At 68.6% G+C, this 13,125-nt stretch carries 14 protein-coding genes and 1 pseudogene; 11 read left to right on the plus strand and 4 right to left on the minus strand.

What is annotated here, in order from left to right:
• The first annotated feature begins 59 nt into the window (after positions 1 to 59).
• The 8 genes and pseudogenes from ALI22I_RS14780 to ALI22I_RS14805 all read left to right on the plus strand — a co-directional run bounded on the left by ALI22I_RS14780 (position 60) and on the right by ALI22I_RS14805 (position 6,524).
• Positions 60 to 1,163: an alpha-hydroxy acid oxidase gene (locus ALI22I_RS14780; RefSeq protein ID WP_238598365.1), complete on the plus strand. Its 1,104-nt coding sequence runs from the start codon at positions 60 to 62 to the stop codon at positions 1,161 to 1,163.
• A complete protein-coding gene (locus ALI22I_RS14785; RefSeq protein ID WP_238598366.1) occupies positions 1,160 to 2,473 on the plus strand; it encodes an aminotransferase-like domain-containing protein in 1,314 nt (437 codons plus the stop codon). Before ALI22I_RS14780 ends, ALI22I_RS14785 begins: the two co-directional genes overlap by 4 nt.
• 588 nt (positions 2,474 to 3,061) lie before the next feature.
• On the plus strand, positions 3,062 to 3,880 hold the full coding sequence (locus ALI22I_RS14790; protein WP_238598367.1) for a helix-turn-helix transcriptional regulator: 819 nt from the start codon (positions 3,062 to 3,064) through the stop codon (positions 3,878 to 3,880).
• A 97-nt stretch (positions 3,881 to 3,977) separates the two neighbouring features.
• A complete protein-coding gene (locus ALI22I_RS50825; RefSeq protein WP_179118235.1) occupies positions 3,978 to 4,118 on the plus strand; it encodes a hypothetical protein in 141 nt (46 codons plus the stop codon).
• Complete coding sequence (locus tag ALI22I_RS14795; protein WP_077006134.1) at positions 4,118 to 5,170, plus strand: carboxymuconolactone decarboxylase family protein; 1,053 nt, start codon at positions 4,118 to 4,120, stop codon at positions 5,168 to 5,170. The genes ALI22I_RS50825 and ALI22I_RS14795 overlap by 1 nt, the downstream gene beginning before the upstream one ends.
• A 165-nt stretch (positions 5,171 to 5,335) precedes the next feature.
• Positions 5,336 to 5,656: pseudogene (locus tag ALI22I_RS55105) on the plus strand (maleylpyruvate isomerase N-terminal domain-containing protein); the annotation flags it as partial.
• 19 nt (positions 5,657 to 5,675) lie between these two features.
• The gene (locus tag ALI22I_RS55110) at positions 5,676 to 5,966 is read left to right on the plus strand and encodes a hypothetical protein (protein ID WP_338013491.1); all 291 of its coding nucleotides are present in this window, start codon (positions 5,676 to 5,678) and stop codon (positions 5,964 to 5,966) included.
• Positions 5,967 to 6,068: 102 nt separating this feature from the next.
• Entirely contained in the window at positions 6,069 to 6,524 is a 456-nt protein-coding gene (locus ALI22I_RS14805) for a VOC family protein (RefSeq protein ID WP_202970973.1), read from the plus strand.
• A gap of 112 nt (positions 6,525 to 6,636) precedes the next feature.
• Here the strand turns inward: ALI22I_RS14805 and ALI22I_RS14810 are convergent, their stop codons facing one another.
• Positions 6,637 to 7,872 carry a cytochrome P450 family protein gene (locus ALI22I_RS14810; RefSeq protein WP_077006069.1) on the minus strand — a complete coding sequence of 412 codons (1,236 nt, stop codon included), beginning with the start codon at positions 7,870 to 7,872 and terminating at the stop codon, positions 6,637 to 6,639.
• Between the two features lie 418 nt (positions 7,873 to 8,290).
• Here ALI22I_RS14810 and ALI22I_RS50830 point away from each other — a divergent pair, with 418 nt between their 5' ends.
• From ALI22I_RS50830 to ALI22I_RS14825, 3 genes are read left to right on the plus strand one after another with little or no spacing between them, the layout of a single operon-like run.
• On the plus strand, positions 8,291 to 8,830 hold the full coding sequence (locus tag ALI22I_RS50830; RefSeq protein WP_179118236.1) for a phosphopantetheine-binding protein: 540 nt from the start codon (positions 8,291 to 8,293) through the stop codon (positions 8,828 to 8,830).
• Positions 8,831 to 8,835: 5 nt separating this feature from the next.
• Complete coding sequence (locus ALI22I_RS14820) at positions 8,836 to 9,984, plus strand: pyridoxal phosphate-dependent aminotransferase (protein WP_143532208.1); 1,149 nt, start codon at positions 8,836 to 8,838, stop codon at positions 9,982 to 9,984.
• Positions 9,985 to 9,987: 3 nt separating this feature from the next.
• A complete protein-coding gene (locus tag ALI22I_RS14825; protein WP_077006072.1) occupies positions 9,988 to 10,761 on the plus strand; it encodes an SDR family NAD(P)-dependent oxidoreductase in 774 nt (257 codons plus the stop codon).
• Between the two features lie 21 nt (positions 10,762 to 10,782).
• Here ALI22I_RS14825 and ALI22I_RS14830 read toward each other — a convergent pair whose 3' ends face one another.
• The 3 genes from ALI22I_RS14830 to dmpG are packed head-to-tail and all read right to left on the minus strand — an operon-like array spanning position 10,783 to position 13,121.
• Positions 10,783 to 11,016, minus strand: coding sequence for an acyl carrier protein (locus tag ALI22I_RS14830; protein ID WP_077006073.1), 234 nt, complete (start codon positions 11,014 to 11,016; stop codon positions 10,783 to 10,785).
• A 30-nt stretch (positions 11,017 to 11,046) separates the two neighbouring features.
• Positions 11,047 to 12,075, minus strand: coding sequence for a beta-ketoacyl-ACP synthase III (locus ALI22I_RS14835; RefSeq protein ID WP_077006074.1), 1,029 nt, complete (start codon positions 12,073 to 12,075; stop codon positions 11,047 to 11,049).
• Entirely contained in the window at positions 12,072 to 13,121 is a 1,050-nt protein-coding gene (dmpG, locus tag ALI22I_RS14840) for a 4-hydroxy-2-oxovalerate aldolase (RefSeq protein ID WP_077006136.1), read from the minus strand. Before dmpG ends, ALI22I_RS14835 begins: the two co-directional genes overlap by 4 nt.
• Positions 13,122 to 13,125 lie beyond the last annotated feature (4 nt).

The raw sequence follows: 13,125 nt of genomic DNA on the forward strand, positions 1-13,125 counted from the left end.
CGCCTGGCGATCAGGCAGCAGCGACTCAATGAGGTATCGGGCAGATGATAGCGCCAGCGGTGTTCGACTTGGCAGGCATGGCATGCGCGGCAAAGGCTGTGACACCGGCGCTCGTCTGGGATTTCGTCGAAGGAGGAAGCGGCCGCGAACTCAGCGTCGACGCGAACCGATCCGCGCTCGACTCGTTGGCGGTGGTGCCCCGGGTGCTACGCGGTGTCTCGACGCCTGCTCCGGCGTGCACGCTACTGGGCACAAGAGCCGAACTGCCGGTGGCGATCGCACCGATGGCCTACCAGCGCCTGCTGCATCCGGACGGGGAGTTGGCTGCCGCTCGCGCCGCCAAGCTCGCAGGGGTTCCGTTCATCGTGCCGATGTTGAGCAGCATCGCGGTGGAGACCGTCGCGAGTTCCGCGGCCGATCTCTGGTTTCAGCTCTACTGGTTACGCGATCGAGGCCTGACCGCGGAACTTCTGGCTCGCGCGGAGGCCGCCGGCTGCCGTGCCGTCGTACTCACCGTGGATGTGCCCAGGATGGGGCGGAGGTTACGGGACCTGCGTAACGGCTTTGCTCTGCCCCATGACGTCCGCGCGGCTCACTTTCCGGTGAACCAGGCTGAAACCGCGCAGCGCCACACGGGTGACGGTTCGGCCGTGGCAGACCACACCCGTGAGGCGTTCGACCCGGCACTGAACTGGTCGCACATTGAGTGGCTCCGGGCCAGAACCTCGTTGCCGATCGTGCTCAAAGGCTTGCTGGACCCGCGTGACGCGCTTCAGGCCCGCGAATCCGGAGTGGACGCCTTGGTGGTCTCCAACCACGGGGGCAGGCAGCTGGACGGGGCGCTTCCGGCCATCGACGCGCTACCCGCTGTTCGTGCGGCTGTCGGCGACGGCTGCGAAGTGTTCTTCGACAGCGGCGTCCGGTCCGGGTTGGACGTGTTGCGGGCGCTTGCCAGCGGGGCACACGGCGTGTTGCTGGGTCGTCCCGCGCTTCACGGCCTTTCGGTCGCGGGCACCGAGGGCCTCCTCCATTCGCTGACGCTGCTGCGCAGCGAGTTCGAGGACGCGATGGTATTGAGCGGGTGTCAGGATGTGCACGAAATCGCCGAGTTGCGAACAGCGCCGATGCCTGACCGGATATCGAGGAGAGGCGTGATCGCGTGAACGCACCCATCGTTGCCGGGGTTGGCCTGCGGCTGGAGGACTTGCACGCTTCCCTGCGCGATCCCGGCCTGGACACGATGAATTTTCTCAACGAGGTCGCGCATCGTTTCCCGGACGCCGTGTCCTTTGCGGCCGGACGGCCATGGGAGGAATTCTTCGACCTGGACGCGTTACCCCGCTACCTCGCCGTATTTCAGCGGTATCTGTCAGTCGAGAAGGGCGCTGACGACCGGCAGGTGCGGCGTACCCTGCTGCAATACGGCCGGACGAAGGGGATCATTCACGAGCTGCTGGCCCGGAATCTGTCCCTGGATGAGGGTATCGAGGTCGACCCGGAGTCGATCGTCGTGACAACCGGCTGCCAGGAAGCGATGTTCCTGGCCTTGCGGGTCTTGTGCGCCACCAGCGACGACGTCGTGCTCGCCGTGTCGCCGAGCTACGTGGGACTGACCGGCGCCGCGCGGCTGCTGGACCGAGAGGTATGGCCGGTCCAGGAGACCGAGAACGGGATCGATCTGGATCATCTGGTAGCGCAGGTCATGGCGGTCCGCGCGGCGGGAAAACAGCCTAGGGCCTTGTACCTGGTACCCGACTTCGCCAATCCCTCGGGCATGAGCCTGGATCCGGACACCCGCAGGACGCTATTGGACCTGGCGGCCGAACACGACTTCCTCATTCTGGAAGACAATCCATACAGTCTGTTTCACGTCGAAGACAGTCCCAGGGTGCCTACTCTCAAGGCACTGGACACCGACCGCCGTGTCGTCTATTTTGGTTCGCTGGCCAAGACCTGCTTTCCCGGAGCGCGCGTCGGGTACGCGGTGGCCGACCAGTTGGTCTCCGCGGGCGCCGGAGTCCGTCTGCTCGCCGATGAGCTGTCGAAGGTCAAGAGCATGCTGACCGTCAACACTTCACCACTGGCCCAGGCCATGGCTGGTGGAAAGCTCTTGGAGCACGGGTGCAGCCTGGAGGCCGCCAACCGCGCCGAGATCGCGGTCTACCGGCGGAACATGCGCTTGTTGCTCCAGGGGCTGCGGAAACGATTCCCGGAGCGCCACTCGCGCGGGGTGCGCTGGAACTTCCCTCGCGGCGGTTTCTTTGTCGTTGTCACGGTCCCCTTCATCGCCGACGACGCGATGTTGGAGCATTCGGCCCGCGAACACCGTCTGCTGTGGACACCGATGTCGCACTTCTACGCCGGAGGCGGCGGCACCAACCAGTTGCGCCTGTCGATCAGTGCGGTCACACCCGAGCAGATCGAGGTTGGCCTGGATCGCTTGCTGGCGCTGGTCGAGGAGCAGGCTCGGTAGGGCGACCGTGATGGAGGCGGAGTTCCGCGGCGGGCGCAGGGTGACTGGGGCTCCATGCCGGGTCGTGGTCACCGCGCCCGGGCGTATGTGCCGAATGTAATGCGCGTCACCGTCCACTCGGGATGATGAAAGCGGATGTATGCGCACCGCAACGTGGAGGATGCGCGGGTAGGCGAGGCCTTGCAAACTGTCACTGGGCCCATCTAGGTGAATATCGACTTGCCGGACAAGGTGTTGATGGCCACCCGCCCAGGGGAACTACCCGATCTTCTCCGGTCGTTTCATCATCTCCACAGCGGTTCAGCACGCGCACGCCACGGGCGTCATTCACGAGACGGTCTCGCGCTGGACCGTGTCGAAGTTCTTCGAGAGGCGTTTCTGGTTCCTCTGGCCAGCCAGTGGCGATCGTCGACGTCGTCGCCATGACGGCATCGAGCACCATCCCGGCGGGTGCGCTGATCAGATGATTCTCGGCTGCCGTCGATTGCGTGTGTCGATTGACGGCGCGGAAATCTCATCACTGGAGGAACCATGCATTCGGCAGTGCGGGAAGCCATACTCGCCATCAAGTCGAGGTACGCCGAGCCTATGACGCTCGACGAGCTGGCCTCGTCGGTCTTCGTCAGTCGGTATCACTTTTGCCGAATCTTCGGCAAAGCCACCGGTGTCACGCCAGGTCGGTACCTGGCGGCGGTTCGGATGTTCGAAGCGAAGCGTCTGCTGCTGACCACGTCGTTGCGGGTCGCGGATATCGTGTGCAGCGTCGGTTACAGCAGCACCGGCACGTTCACCACGAGGTTCACCAGCACGGTCGGGCTGACTCCGACCCAGTACCGTGATCCGGACGTGCGGGCGCTCCTGGTGTCCATGGCGCCGGACCTGTTACGCCTGCCGTCATCGGGAACATTGCGTGACGCAGGCGTGGAACTTGCCTCCCCGGCCGTTCACTGTGGTGGAACCGTGGTGGTCGCGGCCGAGTTGCCACCGGCGGTTGGTCCGGTGCAGGTTCTGGCCGGGATCTACCCGCAGCGCATTCCACAGTGCGCGCCAGTGGCCTACCGCTACGGGGAGATGGCGGGACGTGGCTGGATCACGATTGCCGGTGTGCCTGCTGGGCGATGGCATGTGTGGGCGGTGGCCGGACAGGTCAACGGGCCCCGGCAGTGGTTGCTCAGCGGCAGGTCCGCGAGTCCCGTGGTGGTGCGTCCTGGCCAGACCACGCGAGCGGAGGTCCGGTTCAGGGAACTGAGCCCCAGCGATGTGCCCGTAGCTCTCTCGCTCGCGCCGTTGCGGAATCGGAGTCTGGGTGTGCAGGCTCCCCGGCTGGTCCGCGCGGTCGCCCGAGGTGATCCGACCGCGGTCGTCTTCGTGCCGGCCATGGCGGCCAGGAACGCATACTGTCCATAGTGGATGGTCATCTGGTCGTGCCGGAGCCGATGTTGTCGTTGCGGCCCGGCGGCGGACCGCCGATGACGGTTTCCACGATCTGACCGAGGAGCGTGTGGTGTCACTTTCGGATGACGAGCAGATCATGAGGTTGGCGGCGTTCGCCGACACGATCATCCCGGGGAACAAGCGTTCTGCCGGTATCGAGCCGCCCCGGACGGCCGCGACGGCGGTCCCGCTGACCGTCGTGGGGGCGTGATGGCCACCCCGGTGCGGCTGGCGTTGCGGCGGGCCCAGCACAAGGTGCGGTACGTGCGGCCGGTGCGCTTCGGTGAAGCCACCGGTCAGGTGGCCGAGGTCTATCGGCAGCTCGAGGCCGACTTCGGGATGTTGGCACCGCCGGTGAGCCTGCACAGCCCGGCGCCCGCGGTGCTGCCGGCGGTCTGGGTGCTGTTACGGGAGGCCCTGCTCGTGGATCGGCAGGCGAGCAGGTTGGACCGCGAGACCGTGGCGGCGGCCGTTTCCTCGGCCAATACCTGCCCCTACTGCGTGGAGGTGCACACCACCACGGCGACCGACTTGGCGGGGGCGGCGGGCTTCGCCCCGGAGGTGACCGCGCTCGGCCGGTGGGCCGCCGAACAAGGACCGGCGGAGTTCCCGGTGGCGCAGGCGGCCGAGTTCATCGCGACGGCAGTGGCGTTTCACTACCTCAACCGGATGGTGAACGTCTTCTGCGAGCCCTCGCCCTTCCCGTCCGCCTTGCCGCCCTCGGCCAAGCGGGTGGCCAGGGGTGTGCTCGCGAGGACGGTGCGCAGGCGGCCGGACCCCGCTGCCGCGACGGCAAGGGATCTGCTCCCCGCCGGTCCGGTACCGGCCGAACTGGACTGGGCGGAAGGGCAGCCGGAGCTGGCCGACGCACTCGCCAGGGCGTACGCGGCATTCGAGGCCGCGGGCGAGCGCAGCGTCCCGGCGGAGGTCAGGCGGTTGGTGCGGGCGGAGACGAGCCGCATGCGGGAACGCGCCCCCGGCCTGGACGCGGAGTGGTTGAACAGTCCGTTGTCGACGCTTGCGTCGCCGTTACGACCGGTCGGCCGCCTGGCGCTGCTCACCGCGTTGGCCTCCTACCGGGTCCAGCCGGCCGATGTGGCGGCGGCATCGCTGTCTCCCACGGCGTTGGTCGAACTCACGTCGTGGGCGTCGTTCACCGCGGCACGGTCGGCCGGTCGTCGGCTGGTCGCGACGGTTCTCCCCGAGAACTCCCCGGAATCCGGCAAGGACGACGGCACCATCACGGCCAGGAAGCAGGTGTGATCATGACCGCGGGCGTGGTCGAGGCTTTTTACGCGGACGCGGCGGAAGTCGACCGCCTGGTGTCGGAACCACCGGATTCGGAATGGGCCCTGCCGACCCCGGCGGTGGGGGTGGACGATCCGGCACCAGGTGGCACACCTGGCCTTCGTGTTCGGCCTCGCCAGGATGGCCGCGGCCGAACCGGACACCTTCACCACAACGCAGTCCCGGATGGACGGTTCGGTCGGAACGGCGATCAACGCTTCGGTGGCGGACTGCTCGCATGAACCGGCGGACGTCCTGTTGTCCCGTTGGCGGGCCGAAAGGGAGGCCGCGATCGAGGCGTTGTCGGTGCTGTCACCGGGCACCGTGGTGCCGTGGCTCGTGCGCCCCATACCGATGGTCGTGCTGGCGCGTGCGGGGATGATGGAGTTGTTCGGGCACGGCCAGGACATCGCCGACGCGCTGGGCGTACGCCGCCGGCACACCGATCGGCTGCACCACGTCGTGGACTTTGCGGTGCGGGGTGTGGGATTTCGGCTACCACGCCAGGGGGCTCACGCCACCTGCCACCGGATTCCGGTTCGAGATCACCGGTCCTTCGGGTGCGGTGTGGACCTTCGACCCGCTCGGGTCGGAGCAGCGCGTCACCGGCCCGGCCGAGGGCTTCTGCCTGCTGGTCACCCGCCGCCGGCACCACGCCGATCTCAAGGTGACCGCGGTGGGTTCCGAGGCTGAGCACTGGTTGGAGATCGCACAGGCTTACCGGGGCTCGGCGGGACCTGGCCGGCGGCCCGGCCAGTTCGCGGCCTCGTGACGCGATCACCCACCACGATCCCGTCCGGTGTCGTCACGGCACCGGACACTGTCATGCTTGTCACCCTGGCCGCAGCACACACTGGCGTGAGGAGAAGCTCGAGTGGCACTGACCGATGCGTGGACGGAGACCCGGCTTCCAGCACGTGACCTCGATCGGGCGCGACAGTGGTATGCCGAGAAACTCGGCCTGGAACCGGTCGAGGAACGGCCCGGTGGGCTTCGGTACCGCTGTGGTCCTACCGTGTTCTGCCTGTTCATGTCCCAAGGAGCAGCCGACGGAGCGTTTACCCAGATGGCGTTCCAGGTCTCCGACATCGCGGCCGAGGTGGCCGAGTTGCGCGGTCGAGGGGTGGTGTTCGAGGAGTACGACCATCCTGGGTTTCGCACGGTGAACGGCATTGTCGACATCGACAGCAACTATCCGAGTAAGGGGGCCGGCGAGCGTGGAGCGTTCTTCCGGGACAGCGAGGGAAACATGATCTCCCTTGGCCAGCCTGTGCCCGCGACGATGCCGGAAGGCCGAGCCGACGCCACGGCGGGCGCCGGTGGCGAGTGAGATCGAGTAGCGCCTCCTGCCCTGCGCGAGGCTGCTCCGCTCAGGGCGTCAGCCCGGAAGGCGGCTTCTGCCGGCTATCGCCGGCAGAAGCCGCCTTCCCGCACGCGGCGGACTACCGGGACGCGACGGCCCGCAGGCGCACGGGGAGGGCGCGGTGGCCGTTCATGATGAAGGTGGAGAGGGGCTCGAGCTCGGTGCGGTCGACGGCCAGAGTCAGGTCGGGGTACCGGTCGAAGAGGGTGGACAGGCCGATGGTGGCCACCATACGGGCGAAGCCGGCACCGAGGCAGAAGTGCGGGCCGTGGCCGAACGAGAGGTGCTCCTTGTCGGCGCGGGTGATGTCGAACTCGCCGGCCGATTCGCCGTGCAGCGACGGGTCACGGCCGATGGCGGCGAAGTTGACCAGGATCGGGTCGCCCTGGGGGATCGTGACGCCCTCGCCGAGGTCGATGTCCTCCGCCGCGTAGCGCATCGGGGCCGAGGCGAGCGGACACTCGACGCGCAGGGTCTCCTCGATGACGTCGTTCCAGGTGGCCGCACCGGACTTGACGAGCTCCAGCTGCTCGGGGTGGGTGAGCAGGGCGGTGATGGCGTTGTCGAAGAAGTTCATCGTGGTCTCCGAACCGGCGCCGAGGATCACGAAGATCGTGTCGGCGAGCTCCTGCTCGGACAGCCGCGAGCCGTCCTCCTCGCGGGCGGCGATCAGGTCGCTGGTGATGTCCTCGGCGGGGTTGGCGCGCTTGGCCGCGATCAACTCGGCGATGGAGGAACGCCAGCCGGTGAAGATGGACTGTGCCTGCTCGGGGGTGACGGTGGTGTCCACCATCATGTGGATCACCTTGGCGGTGGCCGCGCGTGCCTGCTCGTCCATTCCGATCAGCTCGGCGACCAGCATCCCCGGCAGCGGGAAGGCGAACCGCTCGCGCAGATCGACCACCTCGTCCGGGCCGACGGCGGCGAGCCCGTCGAGCAGCTTGTTGGTCAGCGCCTCGACCTTCGGGCGGCTCGCCTCGGTTCGCCTGGGGGTGAAGGCCTTTCCGACCAGGCGGCGCAGCCGGAGGTGGTTCTCGCCGTAGGCGGTGGCCATGTTGTCCATCGCCACCCAGCTGATCATCTCCCAGTCGGGCGGGATCTCGCCGTTGATGAACTTCGGCCAGTGGTCGCGGGCACTCTTGGTGACCCTCGGGTCGGTCAGCAGCTGCTTGATCACGTCCGCACGGGTGACCGACCACGCCAGGACACCACCGGGCAGTTCGACCTGGGTCGCCGGGCCCAGAGCTCGCAGGCGGGCGGCCTCTCCGTGGATGTCGCGTCCCGTGGGATCCAGGACCGGGCAACGGCTTTCCATCAGCTCGCCTTTCGGGGACGGGGGAGAACGGGCGAAAGAACGGAGGTCGTCGATGCGGCGCCCTCGGGGTGGAGGCAGTTCCTCCGGCCAGCGGGTGCCGGCCAGCCGCTCGTGTGGATCGTCGACTGCATGCCGCCCCCAATCGGTGCGATCGTGGCTGATCCGAAATCGGCCGGGTGTACGCGAGTTCCGGCCCGCAGTCATCCTCGCGCTACGCCGAATGCGGTACGTCTTCTGCATTGCGTGGTCCCGGCCATCCGGTAGTGCCGCCGTTCTCCCTGAAAGGGATGTCTCCGTTGGCACCTCTTCGATTGCCGGGTCGGGCCCGGATCCGAGCAACGTGGAGGACCTGCCGGCACGCCGAGGCTGCGAAGGTGTCCAGGGGAGTCCCGGAGCTCGAATGGAAGGTGAGCGGCTGATGGCAGTGACTGCGATCCAGGATGTGCGAGAGGTGCTGGGCGCTTACCCCGAACTCGCGGAAGTCGCGGTCCTGACACACGTTCAGGAACCCGTGGGCCAGGTCCTGGTGGCCTACGTCGTACCCGGCAGCCCCGGTTTCGACCTGGCGGCGCTGCACAAGTACGTCAGAGCGACGTTGCCAGGCAGCGCGGCGCCTGCCGCCATCACGGTCGTCGACGCCATCCCGGTGGACTTCACGGGAACGCCGGAGCCGCAGGCGCTCCCCGCACCTGATCTGCGCGGCCTGCTGCCCTACCGATCACCCGAGACCCCGCGCCAAGAGGTCCTGTGCACGATCTTCGCCGAAGTGCTCGCCCGGCCTCGGTGCGGCGTCGACGACGACTTCTTCCGCATGGGAGGTGAGTCGATCGACGCCATGCTGATCGCGAGCCGGGTCGGCCCGGCGGTCGGCGTGGAGATATCGATGAACGAACTCTTCGACGCGCCCACAGTCGCGGAGCTCGACCAGCTGCTGACTCGGCTGAGCACCGGAGGCTGACCACGGTGAAGGTCGCCAACAGGTTACGTGGCCTAGAGCAGTCCGCACTCGGGGCCATGACGGTGCGCTGTCAGGAACTCGGTGCCCTCAACCTCGCGCAAGGGCTCAGCCTGGTGCCGCCGCCCGCTTCGCTGCTGGCGGAGGGCGCACGAGATTTCCAGCACGTCGGTCACTCGTACAGTCGGCCCGAGGGCCTCGCGGTCTTTCGCGAAGCCGTCTCCGACAAGGTGAAGAGGCGCACCGGGCTCAGCGTCGAGCCCGCGACTCAAGTCCTGGCCACGGTCGGCGCGACGGGAGCTCTCATGGCGACGCTCACGGCGCTGCTCGACCCGGGAGACGGCATCATCCTGTTCGAACCCTTCTACGGCAACTACCTGCCCTCGCTCAGGATGCTGGACCTGCGCCCCGAGCCGGTACGGCTGGCCGGGCCGGATTTCGCGATCACCGAGGAACCGTTGCGGGCCGCCGTCGGCGGCCGGACGCGTGCGATGATCCTCTGCTCGCCGAACAACCCGAGCGGGCACCGGCTCACCGCGGCGGAGCTCGAGATCGTCTCGGCCGTGGCGGAAGAACACGATCTGCTCGTCATCTCCGACGAAGTGTACGAGGACATCTACTTCGGACCGGCTCCGCATCTCGCCGCGGCGACGGTCGGAAACCTCAAGGAGCGAACGGTGACCCTGGGGTCACTGGGGAAATCGTTCAGCGTTCCCGGGTGGCGGCTCGGTTACGCCTACGGCCCGGAACCACTGATCAGCGCGATCAGGATCGCGGCCGACGCACTCGTGGTCTGCGCACCCGCTCCGCTGCAGGAGCTCGGCGCGCGGGCGCTGAATCTGGGTGAGGACTACTACCGTGACCTCCGCGCGATGTACGACCGGAAGCGCCGGACCCTGGCGGAAGGCTTCGCCGCCGCCGGGTTGTCGCCCAACGAACCGGAGGGTTCCTACTACCTGTACGTCGATTGCTCGCGGATGGGCGTGCCGACCGGGGTGGAAGCGGCCGAGCTCCTGCTGGCGAGCAGTCTCGTCGGGACGGTGCCAGGAGAGGCGTTCCACCTGACCGCACCGGATCGGCCGTACGTCCGCGCCTGCTTCTCCCTGCCGGACGACGTCATTGCCGAAGCTGTCAGCAGATTGGTGAGAGGGGTCTGACCCATGGTCGAGAACACCAGTGAGCCGGCCGGTGGGCGCGCGGTTCTCGTGACCGGCGCGGCCAGGGGTATCGGGTGGGCTGTGGCGAGGCGGTTCGCGGCGGCCGGTGACCGGGTGGCGATTCTGGACAAGGTGCGGGGCGGTGCCGCGGAGGACCTGGTGGCCGGGCTCGACGGCAGCGGGCACACCGTCGTTGAGGCCGATCTGCTGGACAGTGCGGCCGTGCTGGCGGCGGTGGACTCGGCCGCCGGGCAGCTCGGCAGTCTGGACGTCCTGGTGAACAACGCAGGCATCTTCGTCGCGCACCCGATCACAGAGGTGAGCTACGCCGCCTGGCAGGAGCACTGGCGGTCGACGCTGGGAGTCAACCTCGTCGGAGCGGCCAACGTGACCTGGTGCGCGGTGCGGCACATGAAGGAGCACGGCGGGCGGATCGTCAATGTCTCGTCGCGGGGTGCGTTCCGCGGCGAGCCGGACGTGCCGGCCTACGGGGCCAGCAAGGCGGGCCTGAACGCACTGACCCAGTCGCTGGCGATCGCGCTCGCGCCGTACCGGATCGCGGTCTCCGCCGTGGCACCCGGGTTCGTGGCCACGGACATGACCACGGACTGGCTCGCGCCGCCGGGCGGTGACGAGATCCGGGCGCAGAGCCCGTTCGGCCGGGTCGCCGAGCCGGACGAGATCGCCGCGGGCGTGTTCTACCTGGCCTCCGCTCAGGCCGAGTGGGCCAGCGGCACCATCCTCGACCTGAACGGCGCCTCCTACCTGCGGGCGTGACCAGGCAGCGGCGACGGGACGTCAGGCGGCGGTCCGCTTCCGTTGCTCCATGAGCGCGACGATCTCCGCCACCGTGTCGAGTTCGAACAGCTCGTCGTCGGTGACCTCGATGCCGTGGTGCTGGCTGAGCACCATGGACAGCTCGACGACGGCGAGGGAGTCCAGGCCCGCGTCCTCGCGGAGTGCGTCCGGACGCACTCCGTCGACGTCCAGCAGCAGGACCTCGCTCATGACTGACTTCAGTAGCTCGAACATTGCGTCCTCCGGTGTCCGTTGGCTGGCTGCCTATGTGTCGTGGACTTCGAGTCCGGGCCAGGTCAATGTGGTGGCGCCCCAGGTGAGGCCGCCACCGAAGGCGGCGAGCAGCACCCGGTGGCCGGGTTCGAGGGTCCCGTCCAGTGCCGCCTGGGCGAGCAGGACCGGAATCGAGGCGGCGGCGGTGTTGCCGACGTCGGCGATGTTCTGCGGTGCCGCGTCCCGGCGCAGGCCGAGCCGGGTGGCCAGCGCGGCGCTGACGCGCGCGTTCGCCTGGTGGGTGATCATGCGGTCGACGTCGCTCAGCCGCCAGCCCGCCCCGTCGAGGGCCTCGGTTGCCGCGGCGCTCATCCGCTCGACCGACTGCCGGAACACCTCGCGTCCCCGCATCTGGAAGTACTGCGACCCGTCGTCCGGTACCGCCGTCCGGAACGGAATCCGTGAGCCGCCTGCCTTCACCGTGATCAGCTCGGCGCGAGCGCCGTCACTGCCCAGCACCAGCGGTCCGATGGCTCCCGGCTCGTCGGCCCGGCCACGCCGCAGGACCACGGCGCCCGCCCCGTCGCCGAAGATCGGCTGGGTCGTCCGGTCGTCCGGGTCGAGCAGGGTGGAGAACGCCTCGGCGGCGATCAGCAGGACGCGGTCGGCCAGCCCCGCCGCGATGAAGCCCGCCGCCGTCGCCAGGCCGTAGACGAACCCCGTGCACACGGCGGAGACGTCGAAGGCGGCGACGCCGTTCAGGCCGAGGCGCGCGGCCACGTCGGGCGCGGTGGCCGGGCAACGGTAGTCCGGGGTCGTGGTCGCCAGCACGACGGCATCGACCGGCCCGCCGCCCGCCGACTTGAGCGCGGCCCGGCCCGCCCCGACCGCGAGGTCGGACGTGGCCTCACCCGGCTCGACCCAGCGGCGGCGGGAGATCCCGGTGCGTCCCACGATCCACTCTTCCGACGCGTCGAGCCGCTCGGCCAGCTGCGCGTTGGTGACCACCCGCTCCGGCAGCCAGTACCCGAGACCGCAGACGACCGCGCGGTCCGCGGGCCCGGTCGCACCACCCGTCACGACCGGTCCCCGGTCCCGGCGCCCCGCAGGGCCAGCGCGACGTCCACGATGAGGTCCTCCTGGCCGGCGACCGCCTGGCGGCGGCCGAGCTCGAAGAAGACATCGCGCGGGTCGACGCCCTCGCGGGCGGAGACGTCGAGCACCCGGGTCTTGAACCCCGAGAACACGCCGGCCAGGCCGCTGACGATGGAGATGGAGTCGACTTTGGGCGGTGCGGGCATCAGGTCCCGTTCGGCGACGTCCGCCGCGTCCAGCAGGCGGTACAGGTCGATACCGGTGCGGTAGCCCACGCGTTCGAGCACCGGCACCAGCGCCTCGAGCTGGGTGTTGCCCGCCCCCGCACCGAACCCGCGGGCGCAAGCGTCCAAAATAGACGCTCCAGCCTCGGCCGCCGCGACCGAGTTCGCCACGGCCATGCCGAGGTTGTTGTGCCCGTGGAACATCACCGGCACGTCGACCGCACCGCACATGGCCGTGATGCGCTCGGTGACGTCGGTAGGCAGGTAGTGGCCCGCGGAATCCATGATGCCCACGCCGGTGGCTCCGAACTCGACCAGGCGCGCGCAGTGCTCGGCGAGTTTGCCGGGAGTGGCCATGTGGCTCATCAGGAGCACCGCGTGCGCCTCGACCCCCTGCTCACGCAGGAAACCGAGGTACCGTTCGGCCAGACTGGACTCGGTGCAGTGAGTGCCGATACGCACCAGGTCGACGTCATGCGCGATGGCGTTCTTGAGGTCGTCGATCGTGCCCCAGCCGGGCAACATGAAGACCGCGAGCTTGCTGTTCGTCAGCGCCTGCCTGGTGAGCGACAGCATCTCGTCGTCGCTGAGCCTGGCCCGGCCGACCTGGAGGGAGGAGGCGCCCAGCCCGTTGCCGTGGCCGACCTCGACCACCGGAACACCGGCGGCGTCCGCGGCCAGCGCGTAAGCGCGCAGCTGATCCGCGCCGAGGCTGTGCCGGACGGCGTGGTGGCCGTCCCGCAGAGTCGGATCGTGAATCTGGATCGGCTTGTCCCCGGCGACGTCCCGGCTGGTTGTCTCGGTCATGAGT

The organism is Saccharothrix sp. ALI-22-I, from assembly GCF_001984175.1.
In the GTDB taxonomy this organism is placed as follows: Bacteria; Actinomycetota; Actinomycetes; order Mycobacteriales; family Pseudonocardiaceae; genus Actinosynnema.